Source organism: Kitasatospora brasiliensis (genome assembly GCF_032654805.1).
In the GTDB taxonomy this organism is placed as follows: Bacteria; Actinomycetota; Actinomycetes; order Streptomycetales; family Streptomycetaceae; genus Kitasatospora; species Kitasatospora brasiliensis.
Genome location: NZ_JAUOOW010000005.1, coordinates 146,001 through 165,604, shown reverse-complemented (window position 1 = coordinate 165,604; position 19,604 = coordinate 146,001). Strand labels below are relative to the sequence as shown.

General features: G+C 71.5%; 14 protein-coding genes. 7 read left to right on the top strand and 7 right to left on the bottom strand.

Translation table 11 applies throughout. The annotated features are described in order from the left end of the window. Nucleotides 1–92: 92 nt before the first annotated feature. From QWJ13_RS20350 to QWJ13_RS20340, 3 genes are read left to right on the top strand one after another with little or no spacing between them, the layout of a single operon-like run. The gene (locus QWJ13_RS20350) at nucleotides 93–1,103 is read left to right on the top strand and encodes an ABC transporter permease (protein ID WP_316526178.1); all 1,011 of its coding nucleotides are present in this window, start codon (nucleotides 93–95) and stop codon (nucleotides 1,101–1,103) included. Then, nucleotides 1,100–2,170, top strand: coding sequence for an ABC transporter ATP-binding protein (locus tag QWJ13_RS20345; RefSeq protein WP_316526177.1), 1,071 nt, complete (start codon nucleotides 1,100–1,102; stop codon nucleotides 2,168–2,170). Before QWJ13_RS20350 ends, QWJ13_RS20345 begins: the two co-directional genes overlap by 4 nt. A gap of 34 nt (nucleotides 2,171–2,204) precedes the next feature. Next, complete coding sequence (locus QWJ13_RS20340; RefSeq protein WP_316526176.1) at nucleotides 2,205–3,257, top strand: ABC transporter ATP-binding protein; 1,053 nt, start codon at nucleotides 2,205–2,207, stop codon at nucleotides 3,255–3,257. Nucleotides 3,258–3,312: 55 nt separating this feature from the next. Here the strand turns inward: QWJ13_RS20340 and QWJ13_RS20335 are convergent, their stop codons facing one another. Then, complete coding sequence (locus QWJ13_RS20335; RefSeq protein ID WP_316526174.1) at nucleotides 3,313–4,659, bottom strand: acyltransferase family protein; 1,347 nt, start codon at nucleotides 4,657–4,659, stop codon at nucleotides 3,313–3,315. Further along, nucleotides 4,656–5,948, bottom strand: a complete 1,293-nt coding sequence (locus tag QWJ13_RS20330) for an acyltransferase family protein (protein WP_316526173.1) — start codon at nucleotides 5,946–5,948, stop codon at nucleotides 4,656–4,658. The genes QWJ13_RS20335 and QWJ13_RS20330 overlap by 4 nt, the downstream gene beginning before the upstream one ends. Before the next feature lie 94 nt (nucleotides 5,949–6,042). Between QWJ13_RS20330 and QWJ13_RS20325 the strand changes: the two genes are divergently transcribed. After that, nucleotides 6,043–6,702 (top strand): trimeric intracellular cation channel family protein, encoded by a 660-nt coding sequence (locus QWJ13_RS20325; RefSeq protein WP_316526172.1) that lies wholly within the window; start codon nucleotides 6,043–6,045, stop codon nucleotides 6,700–6,702. Here QWJ13_RS20325 and QWJ13_RS20320 read toward each other — a convergent pair. After that, entirely contained in the window at nucleotides 6,608–7,375 is a 768-nt protein-coding gene (locus QWJ13_RS20320; RefSeq protein WP_316526171.1) for an IclR family transcriptional regulator, read from the bottom strand. The genes QWJ13_RS20325 and QWJ13_RS20320 overlap by 95 nt on opposite strands. A gap of 161 nt (nucleotides 7,376–7,536) precedes the next feature. Here QWJ13_RS20320 and QWJ13_RS20315 point away from each other — a divergent pair, with 161 nt between their 5' ends. From QWJ13_RS20315 to QWJ13_RS20305, 3 genes are all read left to right on the top strand, one after another. Beyond that, nucleotides 7,537–8,718, top strand: coding sequence for a cysteine desulfurase family protein (locus QWJ13_RS20315; protein ID WP_316526169.1), 1,182 nt, complete (start codon nucleotides 7,537–7,539; stop codon nucleotides 8,716–8,718). A 53-nt stretch (nucleotides 8,719–8,771) separates the two neighbouring features. Beyond that, nucleotides 8,772–9,908 carry a tRNA 2-thiouridine(34) synthase MnmA gene (gene mnmA / locus QWJ13_RS20310; protein ID WP_316526168.1) on the top strand — a complete coding sequence of 379 codons (1,137 nt, stop codon included), beginning with the start codon at nucleotides 8,772–8,774 and terminating at the stop codon, nucleotides 9,906–9,908. 164 nt (nucleotides 9,909–10,072) lie between these two features. Further along, entirely contained in the window at nucleotides 10,073–16,219 is a 6,147-nt protein-coding gene (locus QWJ13_RS20305; protein WP_316526167.1) for a DUF7507 domain-containing protein, read from the top strand. Nucleotides 16,220–16,270: 51 nt separating this feature from the next. On the opposite strand, the gene QWJ13_RS20300 is transcribed toward QWJ13_RS20305, so the two are convergent. From QWJ13_RS20300 to QWJ13_RS20285, 4 genes are all read right to left on the bottom strand, one after another. Beyond that, entirely contained in the window at nucleotides 16,271–17,428 is a 1,158-nt protein-coding gene (locus QWJ13_RS20300) for a methyltransferase domain-containing protein (protein ID WP_316526166.1), read from the bottom strand. Continuing rightward, nucleotides 17,425–17,562 (bottom strand): hypothetical protein, encoded by a 138-nt coding sequence (locus tag QWJ13_RS20295; protein ID WP_316526165.1) that lies wholly within the window; start codon nucleotides 17,560–17,562, stop codon nucleotides 17,425–17,427. Before QWJ13_RS20295 ends, QWJ13_RS20300 begins: the two co-directional genes overlap by 4 nt. Nucleotides 17,563–17,758: 196 nt before the next feature. Continuing rightward, nucleotides 17,759–18,193 (bottom strand): ATP-binding protein, encoded by a 435-nt coding sequence (locus tag QWJ13_RS20290; protein WP_316526164.1) that lies wholly within the window; start codon nucleotides 18,191–18,193, stop codon nucleotides 17,759–17,761. Between the two features lie 104 nt (nucleotides 18,194–18,297). Continuing rightward, nucleotides 18,298–19,482, bottom strand: coding sequence for a helix-turn-helix domain-containing protein (locus QWJ13_RS20285; RefSeq protein ID WP_316526163.1), 1,185 nt, complete (start codon nucleotides 19,480–19,482; stop codon nucleotides 18,298–18,300). Nucleotides 19,483–19,604: the final 122 nt, after the last annotated feature.

Below are 19,604 nucleotides of genomic sequence, written 5' to 3'. Positions count from 1 at the left end.
TGGCTCGCATCCCTGAAGGCAGGTGAAGGCAGCGGCGCCCGCCGCCGTCCGGAGGATCCCGGACGGCGGCGGGCCGCCGGAGCCGCCCTACTGTGTTTGCCTACATCATCCGCAGGATCTTCGCGGCCCTGATACTGCTGCTGGTCGTCAGCGCGGTCACCTTCGCGATCTTCTTCCTGCTCCCGCGCATCGCCGGCGAGACGGCCGACCAACTGGCCGCCCAGTTCATCGGGAAGAGCCCGTCCCCCGAGACGATCGCGGCGGTCAAGCAGAACCTCGGCCTCGACCAGCCGCTGTACGCCCAGTACTGGAAGTTCCTCAAGGGCCTGGTCGCCGGCGCCGAGTACAACTTCGGGCCGGAACCGGCCACCTGCCACGTGCCCTGCTTCGGCTACTCCTTCAAGAACCACCTGGAAGTCTGGCCCGAGCTGTCCAAGCGGGTCCCGACCACCATCTCGCTCGCCGCCGGCGCGGCCGTGCTCTGGCTGCTCTCCGGCGTCGCCACCGGCGTCGTCTCCGCCCTCAAGCCGAAGTCGATCTTCGACCGGGCCGCCATGGGCATCGCGCTCGCCGGCGTCTCGCTGCCGGTCTTCTTCACCGGCGCGCTGCTGCTCACGCTGTTCAGCTACGAGTGGCCGATCCTGGACAACCTCCAGTACGTGGACTTCACGGAGAACCCGCTGATGTGGGCCCGCAACCTGATCCTCCCGTGGATCTCGCTGGCCTTCCTCTACTCCGCGCTCTACGCCCGGCTCACCCGCGCCGGGATGCTGGAGACCATGAGCGAGGACTACATCCGCACCGCCCGGGCCAAGGGCCTGGCCGAGCGCAAGGTCGTCACCCGGCACGGGCTGCGCGCCGCGCTCACCCCGATCGTCACGATCTTCGGCATGGACCTCGGGCTGCTGCTCGGCGGCGCGCTGATCACCGAGCAGGTCTTCTCGCTCCAGGGCGTCGGCCAGTTCGCCGTCCAGGCGATCTCCGACAACGACCTGCCCAAGATCCTCGGCGTCACCCTGCTCGCCGCCTTCTTCATCGTCGTCTGCAACCTCGTGGTCGACCTCCTGTACGCCTTCGTCGACCCCCGGGTGAGGATCTCGTGACCGACCTCCAGAACACCCCGGCGGACGCCGCGCCGGCCCCGTCCGGAGAGCCCTACCTCTCCGTACGGGACCTGCGGATCCACTTCGACACCGACGACGGCCTGGTCCGCTCGGTGGACGGGGTCAGCTTCGACCTGCACAAGGGGCGCACCCTCGGCATCGTCGGCGAGTCCGGCTCCGGCAAGTCCGTCACCTCGCTGGGCATCATGGGCCTGCACCGCTCCAAGCGGGCCCGGATCAGCGGCGAGATCCGGCTGGACGGCGAGGACCTGATCGCGGCGGGCCCGGACCGGGTGCGCCAACTGCGCGGCCGCGAACTGGCGATGATCTTCCAGGACCCGCTGACCGCGATGCACCCCTACTACACGGTGGGGCAGCAGATCGTCGAGGCCTACCGGGTGCACCACCCCCAGGCCACCAAGAAGCAGGCCCGCACCCGCGCCGTCGAGATGCTCGACCGGGTCGGCATCCCGCAGCCGGACCGCCGGGTGGACGACTACCCGCACCAGTTCTCCGGCGGCATGCGCCAACGCGCGATGATCGCCATGGCGCTGGTCAACGACCCCTCGCTGCTGATCGCGGACGAGCCCACCACCGCCCTGGACGTCACCGTCCAGGCGCAGATCCTGGACCTCATCCGCGACCTCCAGGAGGAGTTCGGCTCCGCCGTCATCATCATCACCCACGACCTCGGGGTGGTCGCCGAGCTGGCCGACGACGTCCTGGTCATGTACGGCGGCAAGTGCGTCGAGCGCGGCCCGGCCGAGACCCTCTTCGACTCGCCCGAACACCCCTACACCTGGGGCCTGTTGGGCTCGATGCCGCGACTGGACCGGGAGCTCCAGGACCGGCTGGTGCCGGTCAAGGGCACCCCGCCCAGCCTGATCAACGTGCCGTCCGGCTGCGCCTTCCACCCGCGCTGCCCGTACGCCTCGCTGACCGAGGGGCGCTCCACGAGCGAACTCCCGGTGCTGACCGAGGGCGAGCCCGGACACTTCGCGGCCTGCCACCTGGCGCCCGGGGAGCGGCACCGCATCTTCGCCGAAGAGATCGCGCCCCGGCTGTGAGCCCGGCCTCGTACCACCTTTCTGGAGACAACCGATGACGGACACTCAGACGGCGCGGACCTTGTCCCCGGCACCCGCCGAAGGCGGCCGGCCGCTGCTGAAGGTGGCCGGCCTGACCCGCCACTTCCCGATCCGCAGCGGGCTGCTGCGGCGCCAGACCGGCGCGGTGCGGGCCGTCGACGGCATCGACTTCGCCGTCAACGCCGGTGAGACGCTCGGCGTCGTGGGCGAGTCCGGCTGCGGCAAGTCGACCATGGGCCGACTGGTCACCCGGCTCGACGAACCGACCGGCGGGACCATCGAGTTCGACGGCAAGGACATCACCCACCTGGGCGTCGGGGCGATGCGGCCGATGCGCCGCGACATCCAGATGATCTTCCAGGACCCGTACTCCTCCCTGAACCCCCGGCACACCGTGGGCACCATCGTCGGAGCGCCGTTCAAGCTCCAGGACGCGGTGCCCGAGGGCGGGTTGAAGAAGGCCGTCCAGGAGCTGCTGGAGCTGTGCGGGCTCAGCCCCGAGCACTACAACCGCTACCCGCACGAGTTCTCCGGCGGCCAGCGCCAGCGCATCGGCATCGCCCGGGCGCTCGCGCTCAAGCCGAAGATGATCGTCGCGGACGAGCCGGTCTCGGCGCTGGACGTCTCGATCCAGGCGCAGGTGGTCAACCTGCTGGACGACCTCCAGCAGGAGCTCGGGCTGACGTACCTGATCATCGCCCACGACCTCTCGGTGGTCCGGCACGTCTCGGACCGGGTCGCGGTGATGTACCTCGGCAAGGTCGTGGAGATCGCCGACCGGGACTCGCTCTACCGCAGCCCGATGCACCCGTACACCAACGCGCTGATGTCCGCGGTGCCGGTGCCCGACCCCCGTCGGCGCCAGCGCTCGGGCCGCGAGCGGATCCTGCTCACCGGCGACGTCCCCTCGCCGATCAACCCGCCCAGCGGCTGCCGCTTCCGCACCCGGTGCTGGAAGGCGCAGGAGGTGTGCGCGAGCGAGCAGCCGCCGCTGGTGGCGCTGAAGACCGGGCACGAGGTGGCCTGCCACTTCCCGGAGAACGCTCCTGAGACCGCCAAGGCGTGAGCATGGAAGAGGCCGCCCGCTCCCGGGAATCCGGGGCGGGCGGCCTCTTCGTCGTTCAGGCCGTCGTCGGCTCCGCCCGGACGGGATCCGCCGCGACCGGCGGCAGCTCGCGCGGGAAGCGGCGGTTCACGGCCGTCATCACCGTGCGGCCGAGATTCTGGAACGGGATCTCGACCAGCCGGTACGAGAGGTGGCTGATCAGCAGCAGGGCGGCCATGAAGGCGAGGAACTGCGCCCCGCGACCCTGCCAGGACTCGAACGGCTCGTGCCCCTCCAGCAGCCACTCCATCCCGTGGATCACCGGGTTGTGCAGCAGGTACACCGAGTAGCTGACCGTACCGAGCCAGGACAGCCAGCGCGGGAACCGCTTGTGGCGCAGCAGCATGCCGACCGCGAACACCGCCCAGGCGGCCAGGTAGGCGCAGGAGAACGCCTTCCAGGACTCGCTCCAGGTGTGCCACAGCGCCGTGCCGCGGTTGTACAGGTAGCCGGAGACGACGCCCGCGGTCAGCACGAAGCCGCAGCAGATCAGGGCCGGCACCTTGTCGAGCTGCCCGTGCTCCAGCCGGTACAGCACGGTGCCGGCGAACATCGTGGCGAAGATGATCAGGGTCTCGAAGGCGGCCGCCCGGCCGTTCAACAGGATCAGCGTCAGGCCCAGTCCGCCGAGCAGGGTGCCGCCCCAACGGGTCAGGTCGGCCCGGCCGGTGAAGATGCAGACCATCGCCGCGACCACGACGATCCCGGCCGCCGCCACCAGGTTCCGGGTGGCCGGCAGTCCGCTGCCGGTGATGGTACCGAGCGGCAGCCAGGCGCCGAGGACGAGCGCGGCGGCCGCGAAGCCGATCGAGATCGGGGCGCTGTGCCGGTGCCAGCCGCGGACGAACAGCGTGGTCACGAAGTAGTAGAAGACCATCTCGTAGGTGAGGGTCCACATCACCCCGACGACATTGGTGACGCCCATCATGTCCTGGACCATCAGCCCGTTGCCCGCCAGCGTGAGCAGCGGGTGGTCGAAGGCCCAGCCCTGGATCACCGTGTGCTCGCGCGGCAGGACCAGCAGGCTCAGCACCACGGTGACGATGACCACCGGGTAGATCCGGAAGAGCCGGCCCGCCCAGAACGAGCGCACATCGCCGCGCCGTTCCAGCGAGGCCGGGATGATGTAGCCGCTGACCAGGAAGAACAGCATCACGCCGAAGATGCCCGGGTCCAGATAGCGCGGCACGTGGTTGGCGTTCAGCCAGACGAACGGCAGGGCCAGGTGGTAGACCGCCACCGAGAGCGCGGCTATCCCGCGCAGGGCGTCGAGCCAGCCGAGCCTCGACGAGGCACCGGCCGCGCCGCCCGCGGCCCCGCGGGCGTTCGTACGGCGCAGGGACGCGCGTTCGATGAGCTTCACAGGCGGGAGGCTAGCGGAACCCGCTCCACCCGAGCCCCGTCGGCCGCCGGGAAGCGGCGGTTCACGGCCTTCGTCACGCGCCGCCCCAGGTTCTGGAACGGGATCTCGACCAGCCGGTACGAGAGGTAGCCGAACACCACGAGCGCCGCGAGGTAGCCCACGGTGAGAACAGCCTGCCCCTTCAACCCGGCGACCGGCAGCGGGTGGCTCCGCAGCTGCCGGCCGATGACGTACATCAGCGGGCCGTGCAGCAGGTAGACGGAGAAGCTGATCGTGCCCAACCCGCTGAGCCAGCGCGGGAAGCGGCGGTGGCGCAGCAGCATGGCGGCCGCGAACAGGGCCCAGGCGGCCAGGTAGGCGTAGGAGAAGGCCTGCCAGGACGGGGTCCAGGTGTGCCACAGGGCCGTGTCGCGGTTGTACAGGTAGCCGACGGCGACGCCGCAGATGATGACGAAGGCGCAGCAGATCAGGGCCGGGGCCCGGTCGAGCTGGCGGTGCTCCAGCCGGTAGAGCACGGTGCCGGCGAACATCGTCGCGAAGATCAGCAGGGTCTCGAAGCCGGTGCTGCGGCTGTTCAGCAGGACCAGCGCCAGGCCCAGCCCGCCGAGCAGCAGCGCGCCCCAACGGGTCAGGTCCGGGCGGGCGGTGGCGATGCAGGCCAGCGCCATCAGCACCACGATCCCGGCCGCCGCCACCAGGTTCCTGGTCGCCGCCAGGTCCACCGAGATGGTGCCGATCGGCAGCCAGGCGCCGATCAGCAGGGCGGCGGCCGCGAAGCCGACGGTGATCGGCGCGCTGTGCCGGTGCCAGCCCTGGACGAACAGGGCGGACACGAAGTAGTAGAAGACCATCTCGTAGCCGAGCGACCACATCACCCCGAGCGCGCTGGGCACCCCCAGCAGGTCCTGGAGCAGCAGGCCGTTGGCGCCGAGCGACAGTACCGGGTGGTCGAAGGCGAAGTCCTGCACGATCTGGTCGCCCCGGGGGAGCACCAGCAGGCTGGCCAGCACCGCGACGGCCACCGCCGGGTAGATCCGGAAGATCCGGCCGGTCCAGAACGCCCGGACGTCGCCGCGGCGTTCCAGCGAGGCCGGGATGATGTAGCCGCTGACCAGGAAGAACAGCATCACGCCGAAGAAGCCGAGGTCCAGGTACCGCGCCACCGGAGCCGCGTGCGGGATCTTGTCGAGCAGCCCGAAGTGGTGCATGGCGACGGCGAGGGCGGCGATGCCGCGCAGCGCGTCGAGCCAACCGAGCCGGACGGAGGCGGGGGGCTTCGCGAGCTTCACAGGCGGAGGCTAGCGGAAACCCTCCCTGCTCACCGTACGGATGCGGCCGTGGACCGTTCACCGGAGATTCCGGGCGATCAGGTACACATGACCGGTGACATCCCAGCTCTTCCCGTCCGACGTGCAGCAGTCGCTGGACCTCGTCGGCATCTTCGTCTTCGCCCTCTCCGGGGGTCTGCTCGCCGTCCGCAAGAACATGGACATCTTCGGAATCTGTGTGCTCGCGGAGGTCACCGCGCTCGGTGGCGGCGTGATGCGCGACCTGGTGATCGGGGCGACACCGGTCGCCGCGTTCACCAACCTCGGCTACTTCGTGACCCCGCTGGCCGCCGCGCTGGTGGTGTTCTTCCTGCACCCGGAGGTCGAGCGGATCAACCGGGCGGTGCAGACCCTGGACGCGCTCGGACTCGGACTGTTCTGCGTCACCGGCACCGCCAAGGCGCACGACTTCGGACTCGGCGCGGTCGCGGCGATAGCGCTCGGCATGGTGACCGCGGCCGGCGGCGGTGTGATCCGCGACATGCTCGCGGGGGAGATCCCCTCGCTGCTGCGCTGGGACCGTGAGATCTACGCCGTCCCCGCCCTGGTCGGCGCCACCGTGGTCGCGCTGCTGATCGCCTCCGACCAGCTCACCGGCGTCACCGGCACCGCCGCCGCGCTCACCGCCTTCGGGCTGCGGATGCTCGCCCTGAAGTACGGCTGGCGGGCACCACGGGCCTGGAACCGCAACGGTTCTCGCACCAGCGAGGAGTAGGCGAGCCGCCGTACGCGAGGGAGATCGCCTCGGCGGTGCAGAGCAGTTCGGGCACCAGCCGGGCCAGGGCGGCCGGCGGCACCTCGCTCGCCGGGGCGCTCAACGCGCAGGCCGCGACCGTCCGACCGCCGCTGCCCGCGACGGGCGCGGCCACGCAGGTCACCGGCTCCCGGTGCTCGCGGGACTCGGCCGCCCAGCCCCGGCGGCGCACCGCGGCCAACTCCGGCTCCTCACCCCGGTCGTCGGCCGACAACCCGGCGAGCAGCACCCGGCCGACCGCCGTCCCCTCGACGGGGGCCCGGCGCCCGATCCGGGACGGCTCGGCGCCCGAGGGCCCGGCCACCTCGTCCAGGTAGAGCACCTCGCCGTCGTGCAGCACCGCGAGCCGGACGGTGAGGCCCGAGCGGGCGCCGAGCGCGGCCAGGTAGGGCGCGGCGACCTGCCGGACGTCGAAGTCCTCCAGCGCGCGGTGCGCCAGCGAGAGCACCCGGCCGCCGATCCGGTAGCGCAGGTCCGGCTGGCGGCGGGCGAAGCCGTGCTCCTCCAGGGTGCGCAACAGCCGCAGGGCGGTGGACTTGTGCACCCCGAGGCTGCTGGCGGCCTGCTCCAGCGAGAGCGGCGCGTCGCCGAGTGCGTCGAGCAGGGTCAGCGCGCGGTCGACCGACTGCGACATGGCGTATCCCGTGGATCCGGCTGACTGGTGGCGTCAGGCTAACCCCTGGGTGACGCAGTGGTACAAACCGGTGCCCTTCGGCGGAGGCGCCCCCGGTGGTGGCCGGATCGATGCGCAGCCCTGGAAGGGCGGGCGGTGCCGCGCTCTACAATCGGATGGTTATGCCATACCTGGACCATGCGGCGACCACGCCGATGCTGCCCGAGGCGATCGCCGCGATGTCGGCGCACCTGGGGGTGGTCGGCAACGCCTCGGCCCTGCACGCGGCCGGCCGCCGGGCCCGCCGGGTGGTCGAGGAGTCCCGGGAGTCGCTGGCCGAGTCGCTGGGCGCCCGCCCCAGCGAGATCGTGTTCACCGGCGGCGGCACCGAGTCCGACAACCTGGCGGTCAAGGGCCTGTACTGGGCCCGCCGGGACGCCGACCCGGCCCGGACCAGGGTGCTGTGCAGCCCGGTCGAGCACCACGCGGTGCTGGACGCGGTGCACTGGCTCTCCGAACACGAGGGCGCCGACGTCGAGTACCTGCCCGTGGACGGCTACGGCCGGGTGCACCCCCAGACGCTGCGCGAGGCGATCGAGCGCTCGCCCGAGTCGGTCGCGCTGGTCACCGTGATGTGGGCCAACAACGAGGTCGGCACCGTCCAGCCGGTGCGCGAACTGACCGCCGTGGCCGCCGAGTACGGCATCCCGGTGCACGCCGACGCGGTGCAGGCACTCGGCCAGGTCCCGGTCTCCTTCGCCGAGTCGGGCCTCACCGCGCTCACCGTCACCGGGCACAAGATCGGCGGCCCGTTCGGCATCGGCGCGCTGCTGCTCTCCCGGGGCGCCACGCCCGTACCGCTGCTGCACGGCGGCGGGCAGGAGCGCGACGTGCGCTCCGGCACCCTGGACGCCCCCGGGGCGGCAGGCTTCGCGGCCGCCGCGGCGCTCGCGGTGGAGCGGCGGGCCGAGCACGCCCTCGCCCTGGGCGCGCTGCGGGACGAGCTGGTGGCCGCCGTCCTCGCCGCCGTCCCGGACGCGGTGTACAACGGCGACCCGTCGGCCGAGGGCCGGCTGCCCGCCAACGCGCACTTCTCCTTCCCCGGCTGCGAGGGCGACGCGCTGCTGATGCTGCTGGACGCCCAGGGCATCGAGTGCTCCACCGGCTCGGCCTGCTCCGCCGGGGTGCCGCAGCCCAGCCACGTGCTGCTGGCGATGGGCGTCGACCCGCTGCTGGCGCGCGCCTCGCTGCGGTTCTCGCTGGGGCACACCTCGGTCAAGGAGGACGTCGCGGCGCTCGCGCGGGCGATCGGTCCGGTCGTCGAGCGGGCGCGCAACGCGGGGCTGGCTTCGGTCCGTCGGTAGGTCCGTCGGTCGGTCCCGGGCATGGACGGGGGCCCCGTACGCTTGTAGTCACCATGACTGACTTCCCGGGTGCCCCGACCACTCCCTCCACCGGCCGACTGCGCGTGCTCGCGGCGATGTCCGGCGGAGTCGATTCCGCCGTCGCCGCCGCCCGCGCGGTCGAAGCGGGGCACGAGGTGACTGGCGTCCACCTGGCGCTGTCCGCCAACCCGCAGTCCTTCCGGACCGGCGCGCGCGGCTGCTGCACCATCGAGGACTCCCGGGATGCCTGGCGCGCGGCCGACGTGATCGGCATCCCCTTCTACGTCTGGGACCTCGCCGAGCGCTTCCGCGAGGACGTGATCGACGACTTCGTCGCCGAGTACGCGGCCGGGCGCACCCCGAACCCGTGCCTGCGCTGCAACGAGAAGATCAAGTTCGCGGCGCTGCTGGACAAGGCGATCGCCCTCGGCTTCGACGCCGTCTGCACCGGCCACTACGCCCGGATCGTCGACCTGCCGGACGGCTCGCGCGAGCTGCACCGCGCCGTCGACGCCGCCAAGGACCAGTCGTACGTCCTCGGCGTGCTCGACGCCGAGCAGCTCGCCCACTCGCTCTTCCCGCTCGGCGACACCACCAAGGAAGCCATCCGCGAGGAGGCCGAGCGCCGCGGCCTGGCCGTCGCCAAGAAGCCCGACAGCCACGACATCTGCTTCATCGCGGACGGTGACACCCAGGGCTTCCTGGCCAAGCATCTGGGCACCGCGCCCGGCGACATCCTCGACGTCGACGGCACCAAGCTCGGCGAGCACGACGGCGCGTACGGCTTCACCATCGGCCAGCGCAAGGGCCTGCGGATCGGGCGCCCGGCCGCCGACGGCAAGCCCCGCTACGTGCTGGACATCTCGCCGGTGAACAACACCGTGACGGTCGGTCCGGTCGAGGGCCTCGACGTCACCGGGCTGACGGCCATCCGCCCCCGCTGGTGCGGCACCGAGCCGCTCGCCGACGGCCGCTACACCGCCCAGCTGCGCGCCCACGGCGAGGAGGTCCCGGTCTCCGCCTCCGTCGTGGACGGCACCCTCCACGTCAGCCTGGACACCCCGGCCCGCGGCATCGCCCCCGGCCAGGCGGTCGTGCTGTACGACGGCACCAGGGTCGTCGGCTCGGCCACCATCGCCACCACGGAGCGCCCGGCCGTCACCGCCTGATCCCGTACGGGGTGACCGCGCGGTCTGTCGATGACACGCGCGGTCACATAAAGTGCTGGTATAGGTGCAAAGTGTGACGTATTCTCGCCGCGTCCGGTCGGGGGGCGGTACGGCGGCAGCTGCCGACGGGCGCCGGACCTCCGGCGACGATTGAGGTAGCGGCAATGAGACGTCACAGACAGCGACTGAGAGCGATGCTCACCTCGCTGGCGGCCCTGGTCGGATCGGTCGGCATCGCCCTGGGAGCGCCGATGGGCGCGACACCGGCCGAGGCGGCGACCATCCCCTGGACCTGCGACCCCTTCGCCTACCTCTTCCAGAGCCCGAGCGGCCAGAACGTCAAACCGCACACCGTCCAGAAGGTCGACCTGGCCACCGGGGCCTACTCCCAGATCGGCACCACCTCGGGCGCGCTCAACGGGCTCGGCTACAACACCCTGGACAACTACATCTACGGCTGGGACTCCACCACCAGTCAACTCGTCCGGGTCAACGCGGACATGACCCTCCAGCAGCTCGGCCTCCCGACCGGCTTCCCGAACACCGCCTACAACGTCGGCGACTTCGACCTCGCCGGGCACCTCTGGATCGCCAACGGCAACGCCACCCCGCCGCTCTGGCGGGAGGTGGACTTCGCCCCCGGATCCTCGACCTTCGGCCAGGTGATCGGCTCGGGCACCATGGTCCAGCCGGCGGGCCTGATGCTGCCGTCCGACTGGTCCTACATCGCCGGGCCGGGCCCGGTGGGCTTCTACGGCGCCGGCGAGACCGTCAGCGGCACCGGCAACGCCCACCTGTTCCGGTTCGACCCGGCCTCCGGCACCATGAACGACCTCGGCGCGGTGCCCGGCCTGCCCTCCTCCTCGGCGTACGGCGCCAGCTACTCGGACGCCAATGGCTACCTCTACGTGTCCAACAACGCGACCGGCGTGATCTACCGGATCGACCCGGTCGCCCGGACCCAGATCGCCCTGTCGAACGGTCCGAAGGCCGTCTACAGCGACGGTGCGCGGTGCCTCCTGGCGGGGACGCCGACCATCACGCTCAACAAGTCGGTGGCCGGGCGGCTCCAGCCGAGCGACCAGTTCACCGTCTCGCTGGCCGACTCGGCCGGCACCGTGCTGACCTCGGCCACCACCACCGGCACCCAGACCAGCACCGGCACCGTCAACTGGCCGGTGAGCAACGGCTCGACGTACCAGCTGTCCGACGCGCTGGCCGCCGGCTCCGGCTCCACCCTGGGCGCCTACGCCACCTCGATCGTCTGCCAGGACTCCGCAACCGGGGCCAACGTGCCGGTCGGCGGCAGCAGTCCGACCTGGACCCTCCCGGTCACCAGCAACGACGGCTACGTGTGCACGATCACCAACTCGCCGAACGCCCAGCCGGGCATCTCCCTGGTCAAGGCGGCCAGCCCGTCCGGCAGCGCGACCTACGTGGTCGGCGAGCTGATCACCTACAGCTACGTGGTGACCAACACCGGCAACGTGCCGCTCACCGGCGTCACCGTCGCCGAGACGCCCGGCGCCTTCACCGGCAGCGGCACCATGTCGCCGATCCAGTGCCCGTCGCCCGCGAACCTCGACCCCGGCGCCCAGCTGACCTGCACCGCGACGTACACGCTCACCCAGCAGGACATCGACAACGGGACCGTCAGCAACACCGCGACCGCCACCGGCACACCCCCGACCGGCCCCCCGATCACCTCGCCGCCGTCCACCGTGGTGATCCCGGCCGACGCGGCCCCCTCGCTCACCGTGCGCAAGAGCGCGGACCCGACCACCGTCACCACCGCCGGGCAGACCGTCACCTACACCTACGTGGTGACCAACACCGGCAACGTCACGCTCACCGGCGTCGGCATCACCGACGACCCGACCGCCTTCACCGGCAGCGGCAGCATCTCCGCCGTCGCCTGCCCGCCGAGCCGCGCCGCCACGCTCCCACCGGGCGCCAGCATGACCTGCACCGCCTCGTACACGGTGACCCAGACGGACATCGACCACGGCGGCTTCACCAACACCGCCACCGCCCACGGCGAGTACCCGGCCGGCACCACCGTGCAGTCCGGGCCGGACAGCGCCGCCGTGACCGCCACCCAGTCGCCGGCGCTCACCATCGCCAAGACCGCGGACCCGACCACCGTCACCACGGCCGGCAGCACCGTGACGTACACCTTCGTGATCACCAACACCGGCAACACCACACTCACCGACGTCGCGCCGACGGAGACCCAGAGCAACCGCCAGGGCCCCCTCTCCGTGATCACCTGCCCGGCCGACGCGGCCTCGGTCCCGCCGGGCGCCAGCGTCACCTGCACCGCGACCTACCAGGTCACGGCCGCGGACCTGACCCAGCAGTCGCTCACCGACACCGCCGTCGCCAACGGCACCGGCCCCGGCGGCTCCGCCGTCACCTCGCCGCCGAGCAGCGCGGTGGTCGGCGTCCGCACCGCCTCGCTCACCCTGGAGAAGAGCGTCGACCCGGCCGTCGTGCAGAACGCCGGGGCCGTGGTCACCTACAGCTTCGTGGTGAACAACACCGGTACGGCCACGCTCACCGGCGTCAACGTGACCGAGACGGCCTTCTCCGGCTCCGGCGGGGCACCGACGATCACCTGCCCGACCGACACCCTGGCCGGCGGCAGCTCGATGACCTGCACGGCCACCTACACGGTGACCGCCGCCGACATCGCCAGCGGGCAGATCACCAACAGGGCCGTCGCCACCGGCACCGCGCCCGACGGGCCGAGCGTCACCTCGCCGCCCGCGGACGCGGTGGTGACCGTGACCGCCGCGCCGGCGCCCTCGCTGAGCATCCTGAAGTCCGCCGACCCGACCAGCGTGCAGAACGTCGGGCAGCAGATCACCTACAGCTTCCTGGTGACCAACGACGGCAACGTCCCGCTCACCGGCGTCTCGGTGCAGGACACCGCGTTCTCCGGGGCGGGCGGTCCGCTGACGATCACCTGCCCGTCCGCTGACCTCGCCGTCGGCGCCTCGATGGTCTGCACGGCCACGTACACGGTGACCCTGGCGGACATCGACGCCGGGCAGATCACCAACGCGGCTGTCGCGACCGGGACCCCGCCGACCGGCCCCCCGGTCACGTCGCCGCCCTCCACCGCGACGGTGACCGTGACACCGGCCCCCGCGCTGACCGTGGTCAAGACCGCGGTCCCGTCCACCGTGCAGAACGCCGGGGACCAGGTCACCTACCACTTGGGGGTGACCAACACCGGCAACGACACGGTTCACGGGATCTCGGTGCAGGACACCGCCTTCACCGGGACGGGCGTTCCGCCGACGGTCAGCTGCCCGGACACCGTGCTGGCTCCCGGTGCGTCGACGACCTGTACGGCCACGTACACGGTGACCCAGGCGGACATCGACGCCGGGCAGATCACCAACACGGCTGTCGCCACCGGTCTCGCGCCGGACGGTTCGGCCGTCACGTCGCCGCCCTCCACCGCGACGGTGACCGCCACACCGGCCCCCGCACTGACCGTGGTCAAGACCGCGGCCCCGTCCACCGTGCAGAACGCCGGGCAGCAGGTCACCTACAGCTACCTGGTGACCAACACCGGCAACGACACGGTTCACGGGATCTCGGTGCAGGACACCGCCTTCACCGGGACGGGCGTTCCGCCGACGGTCAGCTGCCCGGACACCGTGCTGGCTCCCGGTGCCTCGACAACCTGTACGGCCACGTACACGGTGACCCAGGCGGACATCGACGCCGGGCAGATCACCAACACCGCCCACGCCTCCGGCACCGCGCCGGACGGGTCGGCCGTCGCCTCGCCGCCGTCGACCGCGACGGTGACCGTGACACCGGCTCCGGCGCTGACGGTGGTCAAGACCGCGGTCCCGTCCACCGTGCAGAACGCCGGGGACCAGGTCACCTACTCCTTCGTGGTGACCAACACCGGTAATGACACGGTTCACGGGATCTCGGTGCAGGACACCGCCTTCACCGGGACGGGTACTCCGTCGGCGATCAGCTGCCCGGTGACCACCCTTGCGCCCGGCGAATCCACGACGTGTACGGCCACGTACACGGTGACCCTGGCGGACATCGACGCCGGACAGATCATCAACACGGCTGTCGCGACCGGTCTCGCGCCGGACGGTTCGGCCGTCACGTCGCCGCCCTCCACCGCGACGGTGACCGCCACACCGGCCCCCGCACTGACCGTGGTCAAGACCGCGGCCCCGTCCACCGTGCAGAACGCGGGGGACCAGGTCACCTACCGCTTCGTGGTGACCAACACCGGCAACGACACGGTTCACGGCATCTCGGTGCAGGACACCGCGTTCTCCGGTTCGGGCGGCGCGCCGACGGTCAACTGCCCGGTCACCACCCTGGCTCCCGGGGAGTCGACGACCTGTACGGCCACGTACACGGTGACGGCGGCTGACATCGCCAGCGGCCGGATCACCAACACGGCCGTCGCCACCGGCACCGCGTCTGACGGCTCGGCCGTCACCTCGCCGCCGTCCAGCGCCGACGTGACGGTGACCGTTGCGCCGGTCCCCTCGCTGAGCGTGGTGAAGTCGGCCAACCCGACCACCGCGCGGGCCGCCGGGCAGACCATCACCTACACCTTCCGGGTGACCAACACCGGCAACGTCACGCTGAACGGGGTCACTGTTCAGGACACGGCGTTCTCCGGCTCGGGCGGCGCGCCGACGATCACCTGCCCGGAGACCACCCTGGCGCCCGGGGCCTTCATGGACTGCACGGCCGTGTACACGGTGACCCAGGCGGACATCGACAGCGGACAGATCACCAACACCGCTGTTGCCACCGGAACCCCGCCGACCGGCCCTGCCGTCACCTCGCCGCCCTCCGAGGTGACGGTGCCCGCCCAGCGGAACAACGCGCTGCGGGTGGCGAAGACCGCCACCCCGACCAGCGTGTCGACGGCCGGGCAGGTGGTCACCTACGACTTCGTGGTGACCAACGACGGCAACACGACGGTCAGCGGGATCACGGTGCGGGACACCGCGTTCTCGGGCTCGGGCGGTGCGCCGACGGTCAACTGCCCGTCGACCAGCCTGGCTCCGGGTGTCTCGATGACCTGTACGGCCACGTACACGGTGACGGCGGCAGACATCGCCGGCGGGCGGATCACCAACACGGCCGTCGCCTCCGGCACCGGGCCCGACGGGGCGACCGTCACCTCGCCGCCGTCCAGCGCCGACGTGACGGTGCCGGTCGTGCCGGCGCCCGCGCTGAGCGTGGCGAAGACGGCGTCCCCGAGCACCGTGCGGAGCGCGGGGCAGGTCGTCACGTACACCTTCCAGGTGACCAACACCGGGAACGTGCCGGTCCACGGGATCGTGGTGCGGGACACCGCGTTCTCCGGCTCGGGCGGTGCTCCGACGGTCAACTGCCCGTCCACCAGCCTGGCCCCGGGTGCTTCTGTCACCTGTACGGCCACGTACACCGTGACCCAGGCGGACATCGACAGCGGGCAGATCACCAACACGGCGGTCGCCACCGGAGACGCGCCGGACGGCTCGACCGTCACCTCGCCGCCCTCCAGCGCGACGGTGACCGCCGAGCGGACCGCGTCGCTGAGCGTGGTGAAGACCGCTGACCCGTCGGTCGTGCAGACCGCCGGGCAGGTCGTCACCTACAGCTTCCGGGTGACCAACACCGGGAACGTGCCGATCGACGGGATCTCGGTGCGGGACACCGCGTTCTCGGGCTCGGGTGGTGCGCCGACGGTCAACTGCCCGTCTACGAGCCTGGCCCCGGGTGCTTCTGTCACCTGCACGGCGACGTACACGGTGACCGCCGAGGACATCGCCAGCGGCCGGATCACCAACACGGCCGTCGCCTCCGGCACCGGGCCTGACGGGTCGACTGTCACCTCGCCGCCGGCCAGCGCGACGGTCACTGTCTCCGCGGCCCAGCAACTCACCCTGGAGAAGGACGGGACGCTCAAGGACGACGTGATCCTCTACACCTTCACCGTCGGCAACCCGACCGACCAGACCGTCACGGACATCGTGGTGAACGACCCGACGGTCGGCCCGGTCAGCTGCCCCAGCACCACGCTGGCCCCGGGCGCCTCGATGACCTGCACGGCGACGTACAAGGTGACCGACGCGGACCGTAAGGCCGGCTTCGTGGAGAACACCGCCACCGCCACCGGCCAGACGCCGAACGGCCCGGTCACCTCGCCCCCGGCCAGCACCTGCATTCCCGTCCCGCCGTGCCCCGAGCCCGGCGACGGCTGGAGGAAGGCGGCCCCCGGCGTGATCGACCGCAACCGGAAGGCGCTGATGCTCGCCAGCTAACCCCTTCGGTACCAACCAGCGAACGGGCCGCTCGTCGGCCCGTTCGCCATTTCACCGCCTGATCGGCAGGACCTGAGCGGGCCGGTCCAGCCAGGCCCACTGCGCTTCCTCGGTGACCGTGAGCCCGAACCGCTCCGGGCCGGGGCAGCCGTGCTCCTCCCACCAGCGGTGGGCGGCCTCGACCTCGTCCCAGAGCCGACGCGGGCCGTACTGCCAGGCGGTGGGATGGTCGCCGTCCGCGTCGACGGCGGCCCAGGACCGGGCGTCGGTGGTCGCGACCCAGAGCCGCTCGGCGTCGGCGTCCCAGGCGGTCCAGACGTCGTCGAGGTAGAGGCCGAGGGCGAACCGGGCCTCCCGGTTGTCGCCGGTGATGTCGTGCGGGGAGAGGACCGTCTCGAACTCGTCCGGAACGTGCTCGTCACGGACCACGTCGCGGAAGATCCGCAGGTCCTGCCGCTGGTTGCGCATGAGCATGAACGCGGAGTGCGGGCTGAACCGGCCGAGGGCGCGGCCGGGTTCGACGGTGAGCCTGAGCAGGCCCCAGCAGAGCATGGGGGTGTCCCAGGGGGTGAGGATGACGCCGCCGGGCCGGGTCTGCGCGATCCAGGCCCACGGCACGCGGCGGACCGAGCAGGTGGAGACGATCCGGTCGTACGGTTGCCGGAGGGCCCAGCCGTCGGCGCCGTCGCCGCAGACCACCTCGACGTTGAGGCCGGCCGCGTTGAGGGAGGCCCAGGCCTGACGGGCGACGGTGGAGTCGATCTCGACGGAGGCCACATGGCCGGCGCCGAGGCGGTGGGCCAGGAGCGCGGCGTTCCAGCCGGTGCCGGTACCGATCTCCAGGACGTTCATCCCGGGGCGGACGTCGAGGTCGCGGAGCATGCGGACGACGATCGAGGGGGCCGAGGCGGAGGAGGACGGCCAGACGTCGGCGGGGTCGGGCGGCGGGTCGCCGTCGTTGACCTGGGTGACGATGGGGACGTCCGAGTAGGCGGCCTCGAACCAGCGGTCATGGTCGGTGGAGAGGTCGCACGGTTCGTAGCCGTCGTCAGTGGCCAACCAGATGCGGCGGGGCAGGAAGCGGTGGCGGGGGACGGCCTTGACGGCCTGCTGCCACTCGCGGGGGACCGGGCCGTCGAGGGAGTTGTCGACGGCCCGGAGCAGGGCGCGTGCGGCGCCCTGCTCCGGTCGATGCACGGGGTCCGTCACTTGTTCTTGTCGTCCTTCTGCTTGTGCTTCGGCTCGGGCGCGGGCCGGGCGCTGTCGGGGGAAGGCTTGGTCGTGCCCGGGTCCTTCTTGCCGCCGTGCTGGCCGCCGCTGGGCTTGTCGGTTCCCCAACCCATGGGTGCTCCTTGGTGGTTGTCGGTTTGTGGTTGCTGGCTACCGGTCCGGCGGCCGGGGCGTGGGCGGGTGCGGCGGTCTCGGAGGGGGCCGTTTCGGCTCGCGCCAGGGCACGGCGGTGCTCCTTGGTGGTTGTCGGCTGCGGAGGGGTTTTGGTGAACCCGCCCGCGCCGCCGGCCCGGCGGCGCGGGCGGGGGATCAGCGGGGTGCGGCGAGGTCGGCGTGAACGACCTTGCCGAAGGGGAGGGGCGTGACGCCCCAACGGCCGTTGGTGAGTTGGTGGATCATCGCCAGCCCGCGCCCGGAGACGGCTCCGGGCGCGGCCTTGACCAGCACCGGAATCACGCGGGAGCCATCCCCGACGAGGATGCGGATGGTGCGGTCACTCGGTCGCCGCACGGCGACGACCATGCGCGTCAGGCACCCGGTCTTGACCGCGTTCGTGGCCAACTCGCTGACGATCAGCGCGGCATCGTCCACGAGTCCGTCCAGCCCCCACTCCCGCAGCTTCGCCACGACGAAGCGGCGTGCGGCCCCCACCGATTCGGCTTGGTACGGCAGGCGGATGGTCGCCGGCTCGATGTCCTGCCGGGGCGTGGAGTCGCCTCTCGTCACGTTCGAGAGGAGGATCATCGGTGCTTCTCCTTGGCGTAGTCATCTCGCTACCCAGAGCATCGCCACAGGAGAAGGGTCGGGCTATCACTCTCTGGTGATAGCCCGACTCCAATAAGTGATAATCAGATGCCGACCCAGTGCGCCATGCTGCTGAGCGTGCCCGGCGTCGACCGATGTGCCGAGACGAGACCGGTGACCGTCTCGCGCACCATCGGGTGGTAGCGCATCTGTTGCGGCGCGAGTTCTCGTGCGCGCTGCAAGGACTTCAACGACTCCTCGGAGCGGCCGATCCACAGCTGGGCTCGGGCCACCTCGGCGAGGTGCGCGGCGGCCCGTGAGGCGGGCCATTCCGCCGGCACCCGGACCTGTTCGGCGGCCCGCACGGCTTCCGCGTACCGGTACTGCTCGGCGAGCGTCGCCACCTGGTGCACGGCCACGTTGGTCGGGCCGAACGACAGCCAGTGCACCTGGGTAGCCTCGCCGGTGACCTCGGCGATCCGGGTCGCCTCCGCGATGTGCTCCGTGGCCCTGTCGCCGTCTCCGGAGCGCGCGGCCAGGACAGCTGCACCAAGGTGGAGTTGGCCCACTGTGACATCCCGGACCCGGCCGGGATCCGCCTGCCCGAGGGTGTCCATGCCGACCGCGACGAGCCGCTTCCCGATCTCGTACTGGCCGGAGCGCAGGTAGATCAGCGAGCGGAGGTACTGGCGCACTCCCGCGAGCACGGGGTCGGAACCGCGCTCGGCCGCCCAGGCCATCCGGTCCAGGGCCACCACGCACAGGTCCGTGAAGCCCAGCTTCGTGGTGATGTCGTAGGCCGTGCGATAGGTGCTGGCCAGCACCCGCCACGCCTGTTCGGAGGGCGCCGCGTGCGCGGCCGTCGTCACCTCGGCGATCAGGGCCGGCAGGGCGCGAGCAGCATCCTTGATGCGCGTCTCGCGGACCAGCGCGCACAACTGCTCGGCAGCGGAGTGGAGTTCACCCGCCGGGCGGGCGGCGACCTCGGGGTCGGCGCCCAGGTCGTACAGGTCGAGCGCTTCGCGGATCGGCTGGATCAACACGTCGAGCTCGTCCTGCCGCAGCTCGGTCAGGTACGGCTGGCCGGTGAGGTCGACCGTCTGCACGGAGAGCGCCCGCGCGACGGCGGCCAGCACGGCGGGTGTGGCCGGCTTGGCGCCCTGCTCGACCTTGGTGAGCATGCTGTACGAGATGTGCGCGCGAGCAGCGAGTTCGCGCTGTGTCAGGTGGCGGAGCTTGCGATACTGGGCGATGCGTTCGCCGGTGTGCTCGGAGACGTGCCTGGGCATGCTGGAACTCCGTTCGTAGCGACCACTGCGGACGATACTCGCCGAAGGTGGCGGGACCTCTTCGGCGACGGGAACGCTCCAGGTGAAGGCGCCCCGGAACTGCGCCGTTTCTGCCAGGAGTT